We start from the raw sequence: 18,562 nt of genomic DNA, 5'->3' as shown, positions 1-18,562 counted from the left end.
GTGGTGGAGTCGGAATTGGATCGGGAAGTCATACGGTTCAGTTCAACGCATAAGGGGCCAGCATGCCCGCATACGCCTTGGGCAGCGGCCGCGCCCAGTCGCCGCGCTTGCTGGTGCCCAGGCGCACCGAGACCAGCGCCTCGGCCATCTTGACCGCGCACACCACGCCGTCGATCACCGGTGCGCCGATGGCGTCGGCGATCTCGTCGCACAGGTCGGTCATGCCGGCGCACCCCAGCACGATGCATTCGCTGCGGTCTTCAACCAGCGCCTGGCGGCAGGCCTCGGTGATGATGCGGCGCGCGTCCGAGCCCGGGCGCTCCAGTTCCAGCACGGGCAGGTCGCAGGCGCGCACGTTGTTGCAGAAGCGCTTCATGCCGTAGCGCTCGGCCAGGTGCCAGGCGATATTGCAGGTGCGCGCCAGCGTGGTCACCACGCTGAAGCTGCTGCCGACCACGCTGGCCATATGCATGGCGGCCTCGGCGATGCCGATCACCGGCCCGCGTGCCACCTCGCGCGCGGCGTACAGGCCGGGGTCGCCGAAGCAGGCGATCACGTAGCCGTCCACGCCCTCCTGCTCGCCGGCCAGGATCTCGTCGAGGATGCCGGGCACGGACAGGGCTTCGTCATAGTGGCTTTCGATGGAAGCCGGTCCCATGCGCGGGCTGACCGCGCTGATGCGCGTTCCCGGTGCCGCCACGGCGACGGCGCACTGCCCGATCTTGTCGGTCATGCTCTGGGTGGTATTGGGGTTGATGATCTTCAGCTTCATAGACGCGGCTCTGCTAAGTGCGGTCGAAATCGTGCAGTCGAAAGAATGGTTCCGGGGCTCAGGCCTGGCTGGCGGCACGGCTGCCGAAGTGGCCGGGCATCATGCGCGGCGCCAGTTGCCGGTACAGCACCAGCGCAATGCCCATGCCGATAAACCAGCTGTAGTTGGCCGCGGACTGCCAGGCCGGCACCACCACGCACAGGATCGGGATGATGGCCGCCGGGATCATGGTGGCCACCGCCGCCGGGTTGAAGCCGTTGCGGTACCAGTAGCGGCCGCGCGGGTTCAGCGTGTACAGGTCGTCGACGTCGACATGCTGGCGCCGCACCAGGTAGTAGTCCGCAATCAGGATGCCGAACAGCGGGCCGATGAAGGCGCCCAGCACGTCCAGCGTGTAGTGGATCACCGCCGGGTTGTTGTACAGGTTCCACGGCGTGATGAAGATCGAAGCCACGGCCGCGATCATGCCGCCGGTGCGCCAGCTGATGTGCTTGGGCGAGACGTTGGAGAAGTCGAATGCCGGCGAAACGAAGTTGGCGACGATATTGATGCCGATGGTGGCGGTCATGAAGGTGAAAGCGCCCAGCAGCATGGCGAAGGTGCTGTCGATATGGCTGACGGTCTCCACCGGGTCGGTGATCAGCTTGCCGAACACCGGCAGCGTGGCCGAGGTCGTGATCACGGTCAGCAGCGAGAAGCCCAGGAAGTTGACCGGCAGGCCCCAGAAGTTGCCGCGCTTGACCGACTTGAAGTCCTTGGCATAGCGCGAGAAGTCGCCGAAGTTCAGCATCGGGCCGGAGAAATACGACACCACCAGCGCGATCGCGCTCAGCATCACCGGCACCGCTTCCCAGCCGGTGTACTTGACGAAGCTCAGCGTGAAATTGACGTTCTCCCAGCCGGCCTTGTTCACCAGCCAGATCGCCAGCGCGATCATAACCACGTACACCGCCGGGCCGGCCCAGTCGATGAACTTGCGGATGGTCTCCATGCCGGTCCAGAACACCAGCGCCTGCAACACCCACAGCACCATGAATGCGGCCCAGCCCAGCGTGGAGAGTCCGGCAAAGCCGTGCAGCTTCACGTCGGCATAGGGCGCCAGCGCGGGGAAGAAGTGCAGCGCCAGCACCAGGAAGGCGCTGGAAGCCAGGTAGGTCTGGATGCCGTACCACGCCACTGCGATGAGCCCGCGGATCACCGCCGGGATATTGGCGCCGAGCACGCCGAACGAGGCCCGGCAGATCACCGGATAAGGCGTGCCGGTCACCTGGCTGGGCTTGGCCACCAGGTTGCAGAAGTACTGCACGATCAGGATGCCGACCAGCAGCGACACCAGCACCTGCCAGCTGGTCAGCCCCAGCGCGAACAGGCTGCCGGCGGTGATATAGCCGCCCACGCTGTGCACGTCCGACATCCAGAAGGCAAAGATGTTGTAGGTGCCCCAGGTCTGCTTGCGCAGCGGCGCCAGGTCCTCATTGGTCAGGCGTTCGTCATACCCCGGCTTGATCAGGGCGTTGCCGTGTGCGGCATGCCCGGCCTGCGCCTGCGGGGCGTCGGCGGGGGTTGCGGTGGTTTGCATCATCTGAGTCTCCTGGCAGATGTGTGTCTTGACGATAGGCGACATGCGGCCGTTGGGCTCTTTGGTGTGCGCCGGTGGAAAGCTGCTTTTATTGACTACAAAATTGTCTACAAAATTGATTTAGTGTGTAGACGATGTTGTAGATCACGGATTCGTGATTGTCAACATTCGCTTTCCCTGAAGTCTTCTCGCCCAATCCGGAATGTCCTCAGGGGTTTACCCCCGGCTTGATTCGTGCGAATCCTGAATATAGGATGTCCAACATCCCATCTGTAGATGGCCTGGCAAAGAGACAAAATTGGAGACAACTGTGGGGCATGGTCCGCTTTCCCGATTCACCGTACTCGACCTCACGCGCGTGCGCTCCGGTCCGGCCGCCGTGCGCCAGTTCGCCGACTGGGGGGCGACCGTCATCAAGATCGAAGAGCCGGGCCAGGCGCCCGATGACAAGCCGGGCGGTTCGGCGCAGTTTGCCGACTACCAGAACACCCATCGCAACAAGCAGAGCATTACGCTCAACCTCAAGCATCCGGAGGGGCGCGCGCTGTTCCTGGAGCTGGTGCGCAAGGCCGATGTGGTGGTGGAGAACTACCGGCCCAACGTGAAGTTCAAGCTGGGCATCGACTATGAGTCGCTGCGCAAGGTCAATCCGCGCATCGTCTATGGCAGCGTATCGGGGTTCGGGCAGGATGGTCCGTACCACGAGCGCCCGGGTCTGGACCAGATCGCGCAAGGGATCTCCGGCATGATGTCGGTCACGGGCGAACCCGGGCGCGGACCGATGCGCGCGGGGATTCCCGTTGCGGACCTGACCGCCGGTCTGTTCTGCGCGATCGGCCTGATGGTGGCGCTGCTGGAACGCGAAGTGTCCGGCCAGGGCCAGTGGGTGCAGACCTCCCTGCTGCAATCGCAGCTGTGGATGATGGACTTCCAGGCCATGCGCTGGCTGATGAATGGCGAGGTGCCGGGCCAGAGCGGCAACGATCATCCCACCAGCAGCCCGACCGGCGTGTTCCCGACGCAGGATGGCTACATGAATATTGCCGCCATGGGCAACGACATCTTCGCGCGGCTGTGCAAGGTGCTTGAGGTGCCTGAACTCATCGCGGACGAGCGCTTCCTGACGGTGCCGTTGCGTGCCCGCAATCGGCCGGCGCTGAACGCCGCGATCGCCGGGCGCACGCGCACCCGCACCACCGAGGAATGGATCGCCCGCATGAATCGCGAAGGGGTGCCGTGCGGCCCCATCCTCAGCATGAACGAGGCCTTCGCCGATCCGCAGGTCGAACATCTGCGCATGAGCCAGCCCATCGAGCACCCCAGGCTGGGCACGATCTCCGTCGTCGGCCAGCCGGTGATCCTGAGCCGGACCTCGCTGGGCGAACTGGCGCCGGCACCGGAGAGCGGTGAGCACAACCACGACGTGTACCGCTCGCTGCTCGGCCTGGATTCCGCGCGGATCGAAGCGCTTGCAGCGCAGGGGGTCATCTGATTGGGCGCTACCATATCCGCCATGATTGCCCCGCTTCCGGGGCCACGGACATGACGGAGATTCTGATGAAGGCCCAACTTGGCATGGAGATTCGCGGATTCACGAGCCTGCGCCGGCCGGACAACCTGCCCGACGAGATCGCGCACCAGATCCGCCAGCGCATCCTGGACGGCACCCTGGCCCACGGGCAGCAGCTGCCCACGGAGAACGAGCTGGCCACCGCGTTCGACGTGAGCCGCAATGTCGTGCGCGAGGCCATCGCGCGCCTGAAGCTGGCCGGCTACGTTGAAACCCGGCGCGGCACCGGCACGTTCGTGGCGCAGGGCATCGGGCAGCGCAACTTCGAGATCGTCACCGACGAGCTGCTGCATGAGGATGCGCTCGAGCATGTCTTCCAGCTGCGCGTCGAGATCGAATCGGGCGCGGCCGCGCTGGCGGCGCGGTTCCGCACGCCCGCGCAGCTGGAGGCGCTGCGACTGGCGCTGGCGAAGGTCGATGAAGCGGGCGCAGACTGGGAAAAGGGCGCGGACACCGCGCTCGATTTTCACCTCGCTGTGGGCAACGCGACCAACAACCCGTACTTCATCCGCTTGATGGCCCATCTGAGCCATGTGCTCCACGACTCCGTGCGCACGCTGCGTTCCACCTCGACCGGGACCACGCGCATCGCGGAAGTCGAGCAGGAGCACCACGCGATCTTCGACGCCATTGCCGCGGGGAACGCCGACCAGGCGCGCGCCGCCATGCGCTACCACTTGACCAACGGTATTGAAAGACATAAGGCCCGAGCGCCTGGAAAGACAACATGACCACGACACGCATACTGCAAGGCGAGATTACCGATACCCTGCTGGTGGAAAAACGCGGCCGCACCGGCTGGATTACCTTCAACGACCCTGGCCGCCACAACGCCGTCTCGTTCGACATGTGGGCGGCACTGCCCCAGGCGCTCGCAGCGTTCGAGCAGGACGACGAAGTGCGCTCGGTAGTGCTGACTGGCGCCGGAGAGCGCGCCTTCGTGAGCGGGGCGAACATCGCGCAGTTCGACAACCTGCGCTCCGGCGAAGAGGCCGTCGCGGCCTATGAGCAAGTGGCAGAGGCCGCCCAGCTGGCTCTCTACGACCACGCCAAGCCGACCCTCGCCAGGATCAAGGGCTATTGCATCGGCGGCGGCCTGAATATCGCGCTGTGCTGTGACATCCGGATCGCGTCGTCCGACAGCACCTTTGCCATTCCGGCCGGCAAGCTCGGCCTGGGCTACCGGCTCACCGCAATCCGGAATCTGGTCAGCACGGTCGGCGCCGCCAATGCGCTCGAAATCTTCCTGACCGCCAACCGCTATGCGGCGGCGGACGCCAAGGCCCTTGGCCTGGTCCACCACGTGACCGATGCGGCCGACCTCGACACGACGCTGCAGACACGCCTGGACCAGATTGCCGCCAATGCGCCCCTCACGCTGCGCGCCGGCAAACGCATGATTCGTCAATTGCAGCAGCTGGGCCCGCAGGTCGATATCGCGGGCATGCAGCAGCTCGTCATGCAGTGCTTCGCCAGCGACGATTACCGCGAGGGCAAGCGCGCCTTCGCCGAAAAGCGCAGCCCCGTCTTCAAGGGCCAATAAGCGTTACATCCCGGCGATCCGGGAATATCGGCAATACCGCCACGCATGACGTGGGGACACATACAAAAGAGAGGAGATATGGCATGAACACGAAGCAGAGGCTTGTCCTCGCGATGGCCGTGGCCGGTCTGGGCCTGGCAGGGCACGCGGCGGCCCAATATCCGCAACAGCCCATCCGTATCGTGGTGGGCTATGCGGCCGGGGGCACCACCGACATCCTGGCGCGGGCGCTGGCCGAACAACTGGCCAGCGAGCTGAAGCAGTCGGTGATCATCGAGAACAAGCCCGGCGCGGCCGGCAACTCGGCCGCCGCCTATGTACAGCAGTCGGCGCCGGATGGCTATACGCTGTTCATGGCAACCGTGTCGAGCCACGGCATCAACCCAGCCTTGTACAAGAAAACGCTGGGCTACGAGCCGGTCAGCGGCTTTGCGCCCGTCAGCATGGTCGCCTCGATCCCACTCGTGCTGATCACGACCCCGAACCTGCCCGCCAGGAACGTGCCTGACCTGGTGACGCTGGCCCGGAAGAAGTCGGGAGAGCTGAACTACGCATCCAGCGGCAACGGTTCGCCGGTCCACCTGGCCGGTGCGATGTTTGCCCAGAGCGCCAATGCCAAGCTGGTGCATGTGCCGTATCGGGGCGGAGCGCTTGCCAATACTTCGGTGATCGCCGGCGAGACGCAACTGAGCTTCGCCACGCTGCCTGGCGCCCTGCCGCAGGTGAAGGCCGGCAGGCTGCGCGCCATCGCCGTGACCACCAGGGAGCGGTCGCCGCAGCTGCCGGATGTTCCCGCCATGCGTGAAGTGCCGGGCTTCGGCAGCTTCGAGATCAATACCTGGAATGCATTGCTGGCACCGAAAAATACGCCCCAGCCGGTGATCGATGCGCTGAACCGGGCCGTCGCCAGGTCACTGGCATCGCCGAAGCTTATTCAGCGCTTCAACGGGGAGGGGGCGACGCCGGCAAGCAGCACCCCGGCCGAGCTCAGCCGCTTCGTCAACGCCGAGCTGGCCAAATGGGCTGGCGTCGTGAAAGACCTGGACGTCAAGGTCGACTGAAGGCAGGCGTCCGCAGAAGCGGGGCTTCTGCGGGCGGCCTTGCAGTCCGGCCAATCTCAATACGCAATCTTCGCCGTCAGGCTCACGCTGCGCGGATCCGCGGGCTGGATGTAGTTCTCGTACTGGAAGCCCCAGTAGCGCTTGTTGGTCACGTTATTCAGCGCGGCGCGCAGCGTCAGGTCCTTGCCGGCGACGCGGGTGTTGTAGCTCGCGCCGAGATTGAACACCGTGTAGCCGCCGGCCTCCAGCGTATTGCCCGCGTTCAGCTTGGTATTGCCGGTGTACTTGCCATCGACGCCAAGGCGCAGGCCGGGCACGAACGGCACGCGGTAGCTGATGCGTCCGGCCAGCACCAGGTCAGGCGCACCGGCGACGCGCTTGCCGTTGTTGGCCAGGCCCTTGTCGTAGTACGAGTCCAGGTACATCGCGCTCGCGCCGAATTCCCACTGCGGGCCCAGCCGGTACACGCCGGCCAGTTCCAGCCCCTGGTAGATCGAGGTGCCGTCCTGCTGGCGCGTCGGCACGCCGCCGTTGATGCTGTCGTACTCGGCGCCGCGCTCGATGCGGAAGGCGGCGGCGGTGGCGCTCCAGGCGGCCTGGTCGGCCTTGACGCCGACTTCATACTGCTTGCTGCGGATCGGGCTGAGCAGCTGGCGAGCGTTGGTGTAGCCATCCGGCACGATCGAGCCGGGCTCCAGCGCTTCCACGTAGCTGGCGTAGACCGTGGCCGTGGGCACGGGCTTGAACATCAGCGCCAGCGTGGGCGTGACCACGCCGTTCTTGCTGTAGCTGGAGCTCACCGGCACGTAGCCGTTCTGCTCGAAGTTGGTCACGCGCAGGCCGGCCAGCACCGACCAGCGCTCGCTCAGCTGGACGGTGTCGCTGGCGAACACCGACTTCTGCGTGATGTCGCTGTTGCGCACCTTGTTGAAGGCGGTCGAGCTGAAGTACGTGTTGGTGTTGGGCTCGAAGATATTGCCGGCGCCGATGACGGCGCCGAAGCCGTTGTTGTCATAGCGGTCGATCTGCTTCTGCCACGACAGGCCCGCCACCAGCTGGTGCCCGAACGGCCCGGTGCGGAACTTGCCTTCCAGCATCGCCTGCCATTGGCCCACCTGCTGGTTCTGCGCGGTGTCGTAGCGCTGGTCGCTGTAGTCGCCGGCCTGGTTCAGCAGGTTGTAGGTGCTTTCGTTGCGGCTGCGGTTGACCTTGGTGAAGCTGTAGTTTGTGCTCACCGCCCAGTCCGGATTGATCTGGTAGCGCAGGCCGGTGCTGTACAGCTGCAGGTTGGTGTTCAGGTGCTGGTCGGCACCGGCGAAGTTGCGGATGCGGCCGGACACCGCGGCCGGCAGGGCCGTGTCGCCGTAGCTCCACAGACTGAACGACGGCATCTGGCCAGTGGCGCGACGGTCCTGGTAGATCGAGTCGAAGGTCCAGGTCAGGTCCCTGGTCAGGCGCGCATCCAGGCCCAGCGAGGCGCTGTCGCGCTTGATATTGCGCGCGTTGTAGGGCGTGCCTTCCTCGTGCGTCACGTTCAGGCGGTAGCCGAACATATTGTTCGGGCCGGCGCGCCCGCCCAGGTCGACGTGCTCGCTCCAGACATTGGCGGCGCGGTAGCCCAGTTCGAACGAGGCGGAGAAGGTGTCGGTCGGCTTCTTGGTGACGTAGTTGACGATGCCGCCCGGGGTGGCGAAGCCGTACATGAAGCCCGGCAGCCCCTTGAGCAGTTCCACTTGCTCCATGTGCTCGTAGGGCAGCGTGATGCCGTAGGCCACGAACGGCAGCCCGTTGATCTTGAAGCCGTTCTGCCAGTCGATCTGCAGGCCGCGCACGCTCAGGTAGCTGGACCAGCTGTTGTAGCCGTTGCCGTTGTCGCTGACCGACGCATCCATCGCAAACACATCGCCCAGCTTGGCCACCTGGCGCTCAGCAAGGTCTTCGCCGGTGACGATGGTGGTGGAGTACGGGGTGTCGAGCTGCGTGCGCGAGCCCAGCGCGCCGGTGCTGGCCTTTTTCTCAAGCTGCAGGCCGGAATCGTCGACCGCCAAGGCGCTGACGGTCACCGCGGGCAGCGACTGCGCATCCGCCGGCGCCGCGGCTTGCTGTGCCAGCGCGGCGGTTGCCGGAAAGCCGACCACGACAGCCAGTTGTGCCAGCACGGCGAGATGGCGGGGCATGGGTGCGCGCAGGCGCGCGGCGCGAATGACTCGACGATTCATGAGGGGACCCGCAGGGGCAGGAGACAGGCAAAACTGTATGTAAATGTAGATACAAATGCGAATAATTCGCATTTATGAAAAGACCGAATGATGCTAGCGTTGGGATGGAGCGTCAAGACGCCACATGAGCCTTGTGGTTGAAAACAACGGGGCGGCATCAAACTGGGCGACGTAGCTCATATGAGCTACAATGTGAATACAATTGGCGTGGACAAATCTCAAACTGGTCGAGTGTCCACTTATCCGTTCTCCACTTCGCTATTGTTCGCAGGAGCCTGTCATGTCCGCTTCGACCTTTGTCCGAGCCCGTATCGACGTTGAAATCAAGGAAGAGGCCGCGATCGTTCTGGAAGCGATGGGACTGACGGTTTCAGACGCCGTGCGCATGCTTTTGACGCGCGTGGCACGTGAAAAGGCATTGCCTGTGGAACTGATGACTCCCAATCCAGCAACCATTGCGTCGCTAAAAGAGGCGCGGGCCGGTGGCCTCCGCAAGTTCGGGTCGGTGAGCGACCTGATGGCGGATCTCAACGATGAGGACGATTGAACGGACGACCCAATTCAAGCGCGATTACAAGCGCGAACTCAAAGGGCCGTTCAAGGCGCTGCTGCAAAGCCCGGCTGGTGACTGGTTTGCAATCCTGACTGCCTTGGCGAGTGACATGTCGCTGCCGGACAAATTTCGCGACCATGCGCTTGGCGGCCAGTGGAAGGACTTCCGGGATTGCCATGTTCGGCCAGACCTTTTGCTGATCTATCGGAAGCCAGACCCTTGGACACTGCAACTTGTCCGGCTTGGGTCGCATAGCGAGCTGGCCATGTAACGCGCAGTCCAGACCGCCAGCAAATGAAAAGCGCGCGGCACGATCAGTGCCGCGCGCTTTTTTTCAAGGACAGCAAGCCGCCGCGAATGGCGGCATGCCGTGGATGGCGGCTTAACGCTTGCCGTCCTTCGCGTACACCCGCTCACCCGCCACCCAGGTCTCCAGCACCTGGGTCTTCCAGATGTCTGCCGGCTTGGCCTTGAACAGGTCCTGGTCGACCAGGATGAAGTCGGCCCACTTGCCGGCTTCGAGCGAGCCCAGCGTCTTCTCCTGGTGCTCGGCATAGGCCGCGTCCAGGGTGAAGGCGCGGAATGCCTGCGGCAGGGTCATGGCCTCTTCCGGATGCCAGCCGCGGATCGGGCGGCCTTCATGGTCAGTGCGGGTGACCGCGGCGTGCAGGCCGTAGAACGGGTTGGCCGATTCCACCGGGAAGTCCGAGCCGCCCGCGATCACGGTGCCTTGCTTGAGCAGCGTCTGCCAGGCATAGGCGCCCTTGATGCGATCCTTGCCGACACGGTCTTCGGCCATGTTCATGTCGCTGGTGGCGTGCGTGGGCTGCATCGAGGCGATCAGGTCCAGCGTCTTGAAGCGCGGGATGTCCGACAGCGCGATCACCTGCGCGTGCTCGACGCGGTTACGCAACTGGCGCCCGCCCACGTCCTTGTAGGCCGCTTCCATGGCATCCAGCACCTGGTGGTTGGTGGCATCGCCGATGGCGTGGATGTTGACCTGGTAGCCGGCCTTGATCGCGGTCTTGACCGCGGTCTGCATGGCGGCATCGCTCATGAAGAGCAGGCCGCTATGCACGTGGTCGTCCGAGTACGGTGCCATCAGCGCGGCGCCGCGGCTGCCCAGTGCGCCGTCGCCATACAGCTTGACCGCGCGCAGGTAGTAGCGGTCGTTGCCATAGCCCACCAGCGGCCCCTTGGCCGACAGCGCCTTGAAGTCGTCGCCGGTGTCGCGGATCATGCCGTAGATGCGCGTGGTCAGCTTGCCCTGGTCGGCGAACTCGCGGTAAATCTTGTCCTCGGCAACGGTCACGCCGGCGTCGCCCGCTGCGGTCAGGCCGAGCGCGTTCATGTGCGCCAGCGAGGCGGCCAGCGCGGCGCGGCGGTCATCGTCGCTGTACGGCGGGATCACGCTGTTGACCAGCGCCATGGCCTTGTCGACCAGCACGCCGGTGGGGTTGCCGTTGGCATCGCGCTCGATGCGTCCGCCGGCCGGGTCCTTGGTGTCGCGCGTGATGCCGGCGGCCTGCAGCGCCTTGGTGTTGAGCCACGCGGCGTGGCCGTCCACGCGCACCAGCCGCACCGGGCGGTCCGACACCGCCGCGTCCAGCTCGGCCGCGGTCGGGAAGCGGCCCAGCTTCCAGTTCACCTGGTTCCAGCCATAGCCCAGCAGCCACTTGCGCTGCGGGTTCTTGTCGCCATAGGCGCGGATCATGCCTTGCGCCTCGGCCAGCGTCCTGGTGCCGGACAGCGAGATCTCGGTGGTCTTGAAGCCCAGGCGGAACACGTGGCCGTGGGCGTCGATCAGGCCCGGCAGCAGGGTCTTGCCCTGGCCGTCGATGCGTTTGGCATCGGGGTACTGCGCGCGCAGTGCGGCGGCGTCGCCGGTGGCCAGCACCTTGCCCTGGTCGAACACCAGGCCGGTGAAGCTGGTGATCTTGTCCTGCTTCAGGGTGTAGCCCTGCACCGATTCCACCAGCGTCGGCGCGGCGTGCGCGGACAGGCTCAGTGCCATGCCGGCGCCAAGCGCCAGCATGCTCATGCGGATTGCTCTCTTCAAAGCGATGCTCCTTGTTGTTGTTGTGCTTGTGCTTTCTTGCTCTTGTGTACTGCTGGTTGTGAAGCGCGCGGGAATGGCGCTTATTCACCGATTGCCGGCACGGCGGCGCGCGCCGGGGCGGCATCGCGTCTGGCCGGCAGGGCGGGGAATTGCATCTCGGCATAGGACACGAAGCGCGTCTTGCGCGCAATGCGATAGCCCAGCCAGATCAGGAGGAAGATCGGGATGCCGATATAGGTGGCGGCCACGCTGACCCAGTCGATCTTGCCGCTGGTGAAAGCCTGGTAGTTCTGCCCAAGCGTCACGATCAGGCACAGCGCAAAGGCGAAGATCGGCCCGTAGGGGAAGAACGGCGAGCGGTAAGGCAGCCGGTCCAGGTCCAGCCCTTGCGCGACAAAGCCCTTGCGGAAGCGGTAATGGCTGACCGCAATGCCCAGCCACGCGATAAATCCGGTCATGCCGGACAGGTTCAGCAGCCACAGGTAGACCGACCTGCTTTCGAACAACGAGGTGAGAAAGCACAGCGCGCCCACCGCGGTAGTGGCCAGCAGCGCCATCAGCGGCACGCCGTTGCGCGTGAGCTGCGCAAAGATGCGCGGCGCGCGGCCTTCGGTGGCCAGGTTGTACAGCATGCGGGTGGAGGCATACATGCCAGAATTGCCGGCCGACAGCACCGCGGTCAGGATCACCGCGTTCATCACGCCTGCCGCAAAGGCCAGGCCCGCATGGCGGAACACCAGCGTGAACGGGCTGACGCCCACGGTCTGCACGTCGTTCTTGAGCAGGTTCGGGTCGGTGTAGGGGATCAGGATGCCGATGATCAGGATCGCCAGCACATAGAACAGCAGGATGCGCCAGAACACCTGGCGCACCGCGCGCGGGATGTTCTTGGCCGGATCGGCCGATTCGCCGGCGGCGACGCCGATCAGCTCGGTGCCCTGGAACGAGAAGCCGGCGATCATGGCCACGCCGATCAGCGCCGGCAGGCCGCCGACGAAGGGCGCGTCGCCGGTGGTCAGGTTGGCCAGTCCGTGGGAGGCCGACACGTCGCCGCGCAGGATGCCGAAGATCATCAGCGTGCCGATGCCGATAAAGGCGATCACCGTCACCACCTTGACCAGCGCGCACCAGTACTCGGCCTCGCCGAAGCCGCGCACCGAGATCGCGTTGAGCAGGAACATCAGGCCCAGGAACAGCGCGCTCCACAGCACGCCCGGCGTGTCGGGGAACCAGTACTGCATCACCAGCTGGGCCGCGGCCAGTTCCACCGCGACGGTCACCGCCCAGTTGTACCAGTAGTTCCAGCCGAGCGCGAAGCCGAAGCCTTCATCGACATAGCGCGCGCCATAGGTGGCGAACGAGCCCGACACCGGCATATAGGCCGCCAGCTCGCCCAGGCTGGTCATCAGGAAATAGACCATCGCCCCGATCAGGATATAGGCGGCCAGCGCGCCGCCGGGGCCGGCCTGTGCGATGGTGGCACCCGAGGCCACGAACAGCCCCGTGCCGATCGAGCCGCCGATGGCGATCATGGTGAGATGGCGTGCCCGCAGGGTGCGGCGCAGCGTCGGCGCGGGGGCGCCGGAAGAGGTGGGCTGGGAAGGTTGGCTTGACATCAGGATCCGGTCTGGGCGCGCGCCAGGACAAAAGGTCGCGAAGGCGCGCAACTATGCCGGCATCGCCGAGAGGCGGCAAGCTGCGCCGAAGCGCCAGCCGCACGGGTCGCGGCGGCCCGCCGCCAGTGCCTCCTCCCGGTTCTACCGGCCGGTATATTGGGCGGCATCATAAGAGAAATCGTTGTGCAGGGAAAGCCGCTGCGCGAGCCGCGCGCCGCCCGGTGTGCCGCATTGGCCGCGTGACCGCATTGCCTGTGCATGCGATGTAGGACAAACACCCGACGCGGAACAGGAATGGCACCGCTGCCACGGCAGCGGCGCGCGGTATATCGTGCGAGGTAGCAGGCGCTGCATGCCGGCCGGCGCGCGGGGCCAGCCCCATCCCATCCCGCCGCAGGGAGACCTCACGGATGTTCCAGACGCTCTGTCATGTTCCGTTCGATACCCGGCCAAGCCGTGCCGCGAGGCACGCGGGCGCCAGCCGGGGCCTGCGCCGGCTGACGGCGGCGATGCTCGGGTCGGCGCTGGCGGCCGGGTTGCTGGCAGGGTGCGCCAGCCTGCCAGCCTCGGCGCAGCGCACCCCCTCGAGCGCCCCGGTCAGTACCGCCGACACCCCGCTGGGCAAGGTGCTGGCGCCGCGCCTGGCGCAGCACCCAGGCGAGTCGCTGTTCTATCCGCTGCAGTCCGGGCCCGACGCGCTCGCTGCGCGGCTGGCGATGGCGCGTGCGGCGCAACGCAGCCTGGACCTGCAGACCTATATCTTCGAGACCACCGGCACCGGCGCCGCCGTGCTGGGCGACATCATCGACGCGGCCGACCGCGGCGTGCGCGTGCGCATGCTGCTCGACGACCTGCATACCGGTGGCATGGACAAGATCCTGTCGGCCATCGATTCGCATCCCAATATCGAGGTGCGACTGTTCAATCCGTTTGCCAACCGCAGCGTGCGCTGGCTGGAAATGCTGGCCGGCTTCAAGCGGCTGGACCGGCGCATGCACAACAAGTCGATGACGGTGGACAACCAGATGACCCTGCTGGGCGGGCGCAATGTCGGCGATGCCTACTTCTCCGCGCGCGCCGACATGGACTTCAGCGACCTCGATGTGCTGATTGCCGGACCGGCGGTGCCGCAGGTATCGGCGGTGTTCGACGAATACTGGAACGACCAGTCCTCATACCCGGTGGTGGCGCTGATCCCCGCAGGCAAGGAAGCGCCGGTTGAGATGCGCAGCCTGCGCAAGGGCCTGGAAGCACGCGGCGACCAGGCCGTCGCCAGCCCCTACGTGAAGGAATTGCTGGAGTCCGGCCTGGCCAAGGGCATCGAGAGCGGCCGCATGCCTGCCTACAGCGGCAAGGCTGTCGTGGTCTCCGACAAGGCCGCCAAGATTACGCACCAGACCGACGACGACCCCGGGCACGCCACCGCCCGGCTCGAGAAAATGATCAACGGCGCGCAGAAGGAAGTGCTGCTGATCTCGCCGTACTTCGTGCCGGACGACGACGGCGAGGCCTGGCTGATCGCCCTGGCAAAGCGCGGCATCCGCGTGCGCATCCTGACCAACTCGTTTGCCGCCACCGATGTCAGCCCGGTGCATGCCGGCTACGCCCCGCACCGGCTGGCGCTGGTGGCCGCGGGCGTCGAGCTGTACGAGCTCAAGCCCAGCGCCTACGCCGAACTGGCAAGCAGCGGCAAGGCCGCGCGCGGTTCGCGCTCGCGCTCATGGCTGTCGTCCAGCCGCGCCAGCCTGCATGCCAAGAACTACATCGTCGACCGGCACCTGGTATTCATCGGCTCGCTCAACATGGACCCGCGCTCGGCCAAGCTCAATACCGAGATGGGCGTCGTGCTGGACAGCCCGGCGCTGGCCGAGCGCATGATCAAGTCCACCGAGCACGGGCTGCTCGACATGGCCTATCGCGTCGGCATGCAGACCGATGGCGACGGCGGCAACCGGCGCCTGACCTGGACCACGCGCGAGAAGGGGCAGCTCATGGTCTATGACAGCGAACCCGGCATGGGTCCGCTGCAGCATCTGGGCATCGGCGTGCTGCGCGTGCTCCCGATCAAGGAAGAGCTATAAGCCTGGCTGCGGTGCTGCACCGCGCCTTTCCTGAACCCGGGTTTGGGCGTATGGTTTTCCGCTTCGTTGCCTGCCGCAAAGGAGCTTCATGAAGGCCGCTGTCCTGTATCAACCCAAGACCCCGCTGATTATCGAAGACGTTGCCATCGGCAAGCCCGGCCCGCGGGAGGTGCTGGTGCGCACCGCCGCCGTGGGCGTGTGCCACTCGGACCTGCATTTCCTGGACGGTGCCTACCCGTACCCGATGCCGGCAATCCTGGGCCACGAGGCCGCGGGTGTGGTCGAGCAGGTCGGCGCCGAAGTGCGCACGGTCAAGCCCGGTGACCACGTGATCACCTGCCTGTCGGCCTACTGCGGCCATTGCGAACACTGCCTGACCGGCCGCCTGTCGCTGTGCATTGAGCCCGATACCCGCCGCCGCGAAGGCGAAGAGCCGCGCCTGATGGCCCGCCAGGGCGGGCCCATGAACCAGTTCCTGAACCTGTCGGCGTTCGCCGAGCAGATGCTGATCCATGAGCACGCGCTGGTGGCAATACGGCGCGACATGCCGCTGGACCGCGCCGCGCTGATCGGCTGCGCGGTCACCACCGGCATGGGCGCGGTGATCCATACCGCGAAGGTGCAGCCGGGCGAGACCGTTGCCGTGATCGGCTGCGGCGGCATCGGGCTGGCCACGGTCAACAGCGCCGCCATCGCCGGTGCCGGGCGCATCATCGCCATCGACCGCGTGCCGGCCAAGCTGGAGCTGGCGCGCAGGTTCGGCGCGACCGACGTGATCGACGCCGGCAATGCCGATGTGCTGGATGCCGTGCGCACCCTCACCGGCGGCGGCGTGCACCATGCCTTCGAGGCCATCGGCCTGAAGCAGACCACCGAGCAGGCCTTTGCCATGCTGCGCCGGGGCGGCACCGCCACGGTCATCGGCATGATCGCGCCGGGCGTCAAGATTGAACTGAAGGGCAGCGATTTCCTGGGCGAGAAGCGCATCCAGGGCTCGCTGATGGGCTCCAACCGCTTCCCGGTGGACATGCCGCGCATGGTGGACTTCTATATGGCCGGCCGCCTGCACCTGGACGAACTGATCGCGCAGCGCCTGCCGCTGGAGCGCATCAACGATGCCTTCGACCAACTGCGCCGCGGCGAGCTGGCGCGCTCGGTGATCCTGTTCGATTAAGGGCCGCCGCCCACAGCGCCATGGTTCGCGCTGTGGGACAATCGCGGCGCACCGCAATGACGAGGCGCCGCATGAAGACAATCGAATGGAAGGACTGGGAGATTTTTTGCCGCGTGGTGGAAGGCGGCGGCTTCACCCAGGGGGCCGAGCTGGCAGAGGTACCCAAATCTTCCGCCAGCGCCGCGGTGGCACGGCTGGAAGGCCAGCTAGGCATCCGCCTGTTCGAGCGCACCACGCGCCGCGTGCGCGTGACCGAACGCGGCCAGCGCCTGTATGAGCGCGTGGCGCCGCTGTTCGCCGAACTCCATGAAATCAGTGCCGAGGCCACCTCGGACAGCGCCGAAGTCAGCGGCCTGCTGCGCATCTCCACCCCCTATGAAGTCGGCTCCCAGCATCTGTCCGAAAGCCTGACGCGCGTGCTGCGCGCCCACCCCGGCCTGCGCGTGCAGGTCGATGTCAGCTGGGACCAGCCCGACCTGATCCGCCACGGCTACGACCTCGCGTTCGTGATGACCGACACCGCGCTGCACGACACCTCGTTCGCCAGCAAGCGCGTGGTGCTGGTTGAGCGCGCCTTCTATGCCGCGCCGGCACTGATCAAGACGCGCGGGCTGCCGCGCACGCCGCAGGACCTGCAGGGGTGGCCCACGCTGGGCAATGCCGACGACCGCCACTGGGAGTTCCTGCGCGACGGCGTGGAGATTGCACGCCAGGATGTCGAGCCGCGCATCTGCACCCATAACGCCGAGCTGCGGCTCAAGGCGGCGCTCGACGGGCTGGGCGTGACGCGGCTGTCGCCGCGCTTCGTGCAGGATGCGGTCGGTCAGGGGCAACTGGTGCGGGTGCTGCCGGGCTATGCCTCATCGCCGCTGAAGGTCTACGTGCTGATGCCGGCGCGCAAGCTGATGCCGGCCAGCGTGCGGGTGCTGCTGGACATGCTGGAGCAGACGCTGGGGGTGCCGGAGGCGCGGCGCCCGTACGGCAAGCGGAGGGAGAACGCTTAGCTGCCGCGGCCTCCGCTTGTGGGCATCGGTCAATAAGGCTGCTCGGCCGGCCGCACGTCAAAGTGCAGCACTTCGGCAAGATCCAGCATCTCCTCGTCGTCCTCGCTGCGCGTGATCCAGCCGCCGTAGGCGTCGCCGCCGGTATCCCAGTTCCACAGCGTATAGCCGGCCACGCGCAATTGGTTGTGCGCCAGCTCCATCAGTTCCGGCACGCTGGTGGTCTCCAGGAAGGCTTCTTCCTCGGGGTCGTCGCTGCCCCAGTCGATTTCCAGGTCGATCCGTTCGCACAACTGGTTCAGGCAGCCGATAAAGGACTGGGCATCCTTCCAGTCGACAAAGAACCCGGACTGCCAGTCGATGACCTCACGGATCACCCACAGCAGTTCCTGGCCATCGGTGTCATCGTCCTCGGCATCGAGCAGGGCATCTTCAAACATCGACAGCTGCGCCGAGGTCTGCGCGCTGTCGCCAAGGTTGATCAGGGCGAAGAAACGCGCAATCGCGTCCTGCGTGTCGTCGTCCAGGGGTGTGGCCATCTTGTTTTCTCCTGTTGCTTGCTGCGGTCTCCTAGGCCGCGATGCGAATGATCTCGCGTTGGCCCGCCGGTGTCACGCGCAACGCGCGCGAGGTGCGCGTAGGCTCGACCCAGCCGCGCGACAGCAGGCTGCCCAACAGCGCCGCGCCAAGCGCGCCGCCCAGGTGCGGCTTGCGCTCGCTCCAGTCCGGGCAGGTGCAGGCAAACTGGCGCCGCTTGCGCCGCGCCGCCTCCACGTCGACACCCAGCCCCGCCAGCGCCTGCGCGCCGTCGCCGCTCAGGTCTACGCGCTGTCCGTCCAGCATCAGCCAGCCCGAATGCGTCATCCGCTCGAACAGGCCCACGGCCAGCTCGCCCGCCAGGTGGTCATAGCAGGTGCGCGCCTGGCGCAGCGCCGGTGGCGCGGTGCGCGATGCCGGCACGTCGCGCAGCCGCGGCGGCTGGCTGGCCAGCGACGCCGACGCCAGCGCCTCGATCGCCACGCCGATCTCCGGCGCGGCCAGGCGGTAGTAGCGGTTGCGCCCGCGCGTCTCGGCCACCAGCAGCCCGCCTTCGGTCAAGCGGGCCAGGTGGCCGCTGGTGGAGGAGGCCGACAGCCCGGCGATCAGCGCCAGCTCGCCGGCGGGCCGGGCGCTGCCGTCCATCAGCGCCCACAGCATGGCCGCGCGGCCGGGATCGGCGAGCAGGGCGGCGAGGTGGCTGATGCCCGGGGTGTAATCCATGGTTTGGCTCCGGATGAAAGGTGGCATGCGGAGTATAGGCGGCACACGCCAGCGAGTTGGCAATCGGGCGCTGC

General features: G+C 66.1%; 16 protein-coding genes. 9 read left to right on the top strand and 7 right to left on the bottom strand.

Translation table 11 applies throughout. The features are described 5' to 3' along the window. Positions 1-37: 37 nt before the first annotated feature. Positions 38-772, bottom strand: coding sequence for an aspartate/glutamate racemase family protein (locus AC3WRR_RS11145; protein ID WP_010810757.1), 735 nt, complete (start codon positions 770-772; stop codon positions 38-40). Between the two features lie 58 nt (positions 773-830). Further along, on the bottom strand, positions 831-2,354 hold the full coding sequence (locus AC3WRR_RS11140; RefSeq protein WP_439669466.1) for an NCS1 family nucleobase:cation symporter-1: 1,524 nt from the start codon (positions 2,352-2,354) through the stop codon (positions 831-833). A gap of 307 nt (positions 2,355-2,661) precedes the next feature. Between AC3WRR_RS11140 and AC3WRR_RS11135 the strand changes: the two genes are divergently transcribed. The 4 genes from AC3WRR_RS11135 (at position 2,662) to AC3WRR_RS11120 (ending at position 6,525) form a co-directional block, all read left to right on the top strand. Then, entirely contained in the window at positions 2,662-3,843 is a 1,182-nt protein-coding gene (locus AC3WRR_RS11135; protein ID WP_010810755.1) for a CaiB/BaiF CoA transferase family protein, read from the top strand. Between the two features lie 65 nt (positions 3,844-3,908). Beyond that, positions 3,909-4,652: a FadR/GntR family transcriptional regulator gene (locus tag AC3WRR_RS11130; RefSeq protein ID WP_010810754.1), complete on the top strand. Its 744-nt coding sequence runs from the start codon at positions 3,909-3,911 to the stop codon at positions 4,650-4,652. Beyond that, positions 4,649-5,464 carry an enoyl-CoA hydratase gene (locus tag AC3WRR_RS11125; protein WP_010810753.1) on the top strand — a complete coding sequence of 272 codons (816 nt, stop codon included), beginning with the start codon at positions 4,649-4,651 and terminating at the stop codon, positions 5,462-5,464. Before AC3WRR_RS11130 ends, AC3WRR_RS11125 begins: the two co-directional genes overlap by 4 nt. Before the next feature lie 83 nt (positions 5,465-5,547). Next, positions 5,548-6,525: a Bug family tripartite tricarboxylate transporter substrate binding protein gene (locus tag AC3WRR_RS11120; RefSeq protein ID WP_010810752.1), complete on the top strand. Its 978-nt coding sequence runs from the start codon at positions 5,548-5,550 to the stop codon at positions 6,523-6,525. 56 nt (positions 6,526-6,581) lie between these two features. On the opposite strand, the gene AC3WRR_RS11115 is transcribed toward AC3WRR_RS11120, so the two are convergent. Next, positions 6,582-8,744 (bottom strand): TonB-dependent siderophore receptor, encoded by a 2,163-nt coding sequence (locus AC3WRR_RS11115; RefSeq protein WP_492296964.1) that lies wholly within the window; start codon positions 8,742-8,744, stop codon positions 6,582-6,584. 280 nt (positions 8,745-9,024) lie between these two features. On the opposite strand from AC3WRR_RS11115, the gene AC3WRR_RS11110 reads away from it, so the two are divergent. Then, positions 9,025-9,291 carry a type II toxin-antitoxin system RelB/DinJ family antitoxin gene (locus AC3WRR_RS11110; RefSeq protein WP_010810750.1) on the top strand — a complete coding sequence of 89 codons (267 nt, stop codon included), beginning with the start codon at positions 9,025-9,027 and terminating at the stop codon, positions 9,289-9,291. Beyond that, positions 9,278-9,568 carry a type II toxin-antitoxin system YafQ family toxin gene (locus AC3WRR_RS11105; RefSeq protein WP_011617903.1) on the top strand — a complete coding sequence of 97 codons (291 nt, stop codon included), beginning with the start codon at positions 9,278-9,280 and terminating at the stop codon, positions 9,566-9,568. Before AC3WRR_RS11110 ends, AC3WRR_RS11105 begins: the two co-directional genes overlap by 14 nt. Before the next feature lie 111 nt (positions 9,569-9,679). Here the strand turns inward: AC3WRR_RS11105 and AC3WRR_RS11100 are convergent, their stop codons facing one another. Together AC3WRR_RS11100 and AC3WRR_RS11095 are read right to left on the bottom strand one after the other, a co-directional pair. Then, entirely contained in the window at positions 9,680-11,356 is a 1,677-nt protein-coding gene (locus tag AC3WRR_RS11100) for an amidohydrolase (protein WP_492296962.1), read from the bottom strand. Between the two features lie 80 nt (positions 11,357-11,436). Beyond that, positions 11,437-12,972: an amino acid permease gene (locus tag AC3WRR_RS11095; RefSeq protein WP_492296960.1), complete on the bottom strand. Its 1,536-nt coding sequence runs from the start codon at positions 12,970-12,972 to the stop codon at positions 11,437-11,439. Positions 12,973-13,382: 410 nt separating this feature from the next. Here AC3WRR_RS11095 and AC3WRR_RS11090 point away from each other — a divergent pair, with 410 nt between their 5' ends. The 3 genes from AC3WRR_RS11090 (at position 13,383) to AC3WRR_RS11080 (ending at position 17,231) form a co-directional block, all read left to right on the top strand. Beyond that, positions 13,383-15,053 carry a phospholipase D family protein gene (locus AC3WRR_RS11090; protein ID WP_010810745.1) on the top strand — a complete coding sequence of 557 codons (1,671 nt, stop codon included), beginning with the start codon at positions 13,383-13,385 and terminating at the stop codon, positions 15,051-15,053. Between the two features lie 88 nt (positions 15,054-15,141). Further along, on the top strand, positions 15,142-16,227 hold the full coding sequence (locus tag AC3WRR_RS11085; protein WP_010810744.1) for a Zn-dependent alcohol dehydrogenase: 1,086 nt from the start codon (positions 15,142-15,144) through the stop codon (positions 16,225-16,227). A gap of 71 nt (positions 16,228-16,298) precedes the next feature. After that, positions 16,299-17,231, top strand: a complete 933-nt coding sequence (locus tag AC3WRR_RS11080; protein ID WP_011617901.1) for a LysR family transcriptional regulator — start codon at positions 16,299-16,301, stop codon at positions 17,229-17,231. Between the two features lie 29 nt (positions 17,232-17,260). On the opposite strand, the gene AC3WRR_RS11075 is transcribed toward AC3WRR_RS11080, so the two are convergent. Both AC3WRR_RS11075 and AC3WRR_RS11070 read right to left on the bottom strand, forming a co-directional pair. Next, entirely contained in the window at positions 17,261-17,767 is a 507-nt protein-coding gene (locus AC3WRR_RS11075) for a DUF6630 family protein (RefSeq protein WP_010810742.1), read from the bottom strand. Positions 17,768-17,798: 31 nt separating this feature from the next. Next, on the bottom strand, positions 17,799-18,488 hold the full coding sequence (locus tag AC3WRR_RS11070) for an ArsR/SmtB family transcription factor (protein ID WP_011617900.1): 690 nt from the start codon (positions 18,486-18,488) through the stop codon (positions 17,799-17,801). Positions 18,489-18,562: the final 74 nt, after the last annotated feature.

It is taken from the genome of Cupriavidus sp. FW305-3-2-15-C-LB2 (assembly GCF_058787575.1).
Note: the sequence above shows the minus strand (reverse complement) of the source record. Positions and strands in the feature narration are given on the sequence as shown.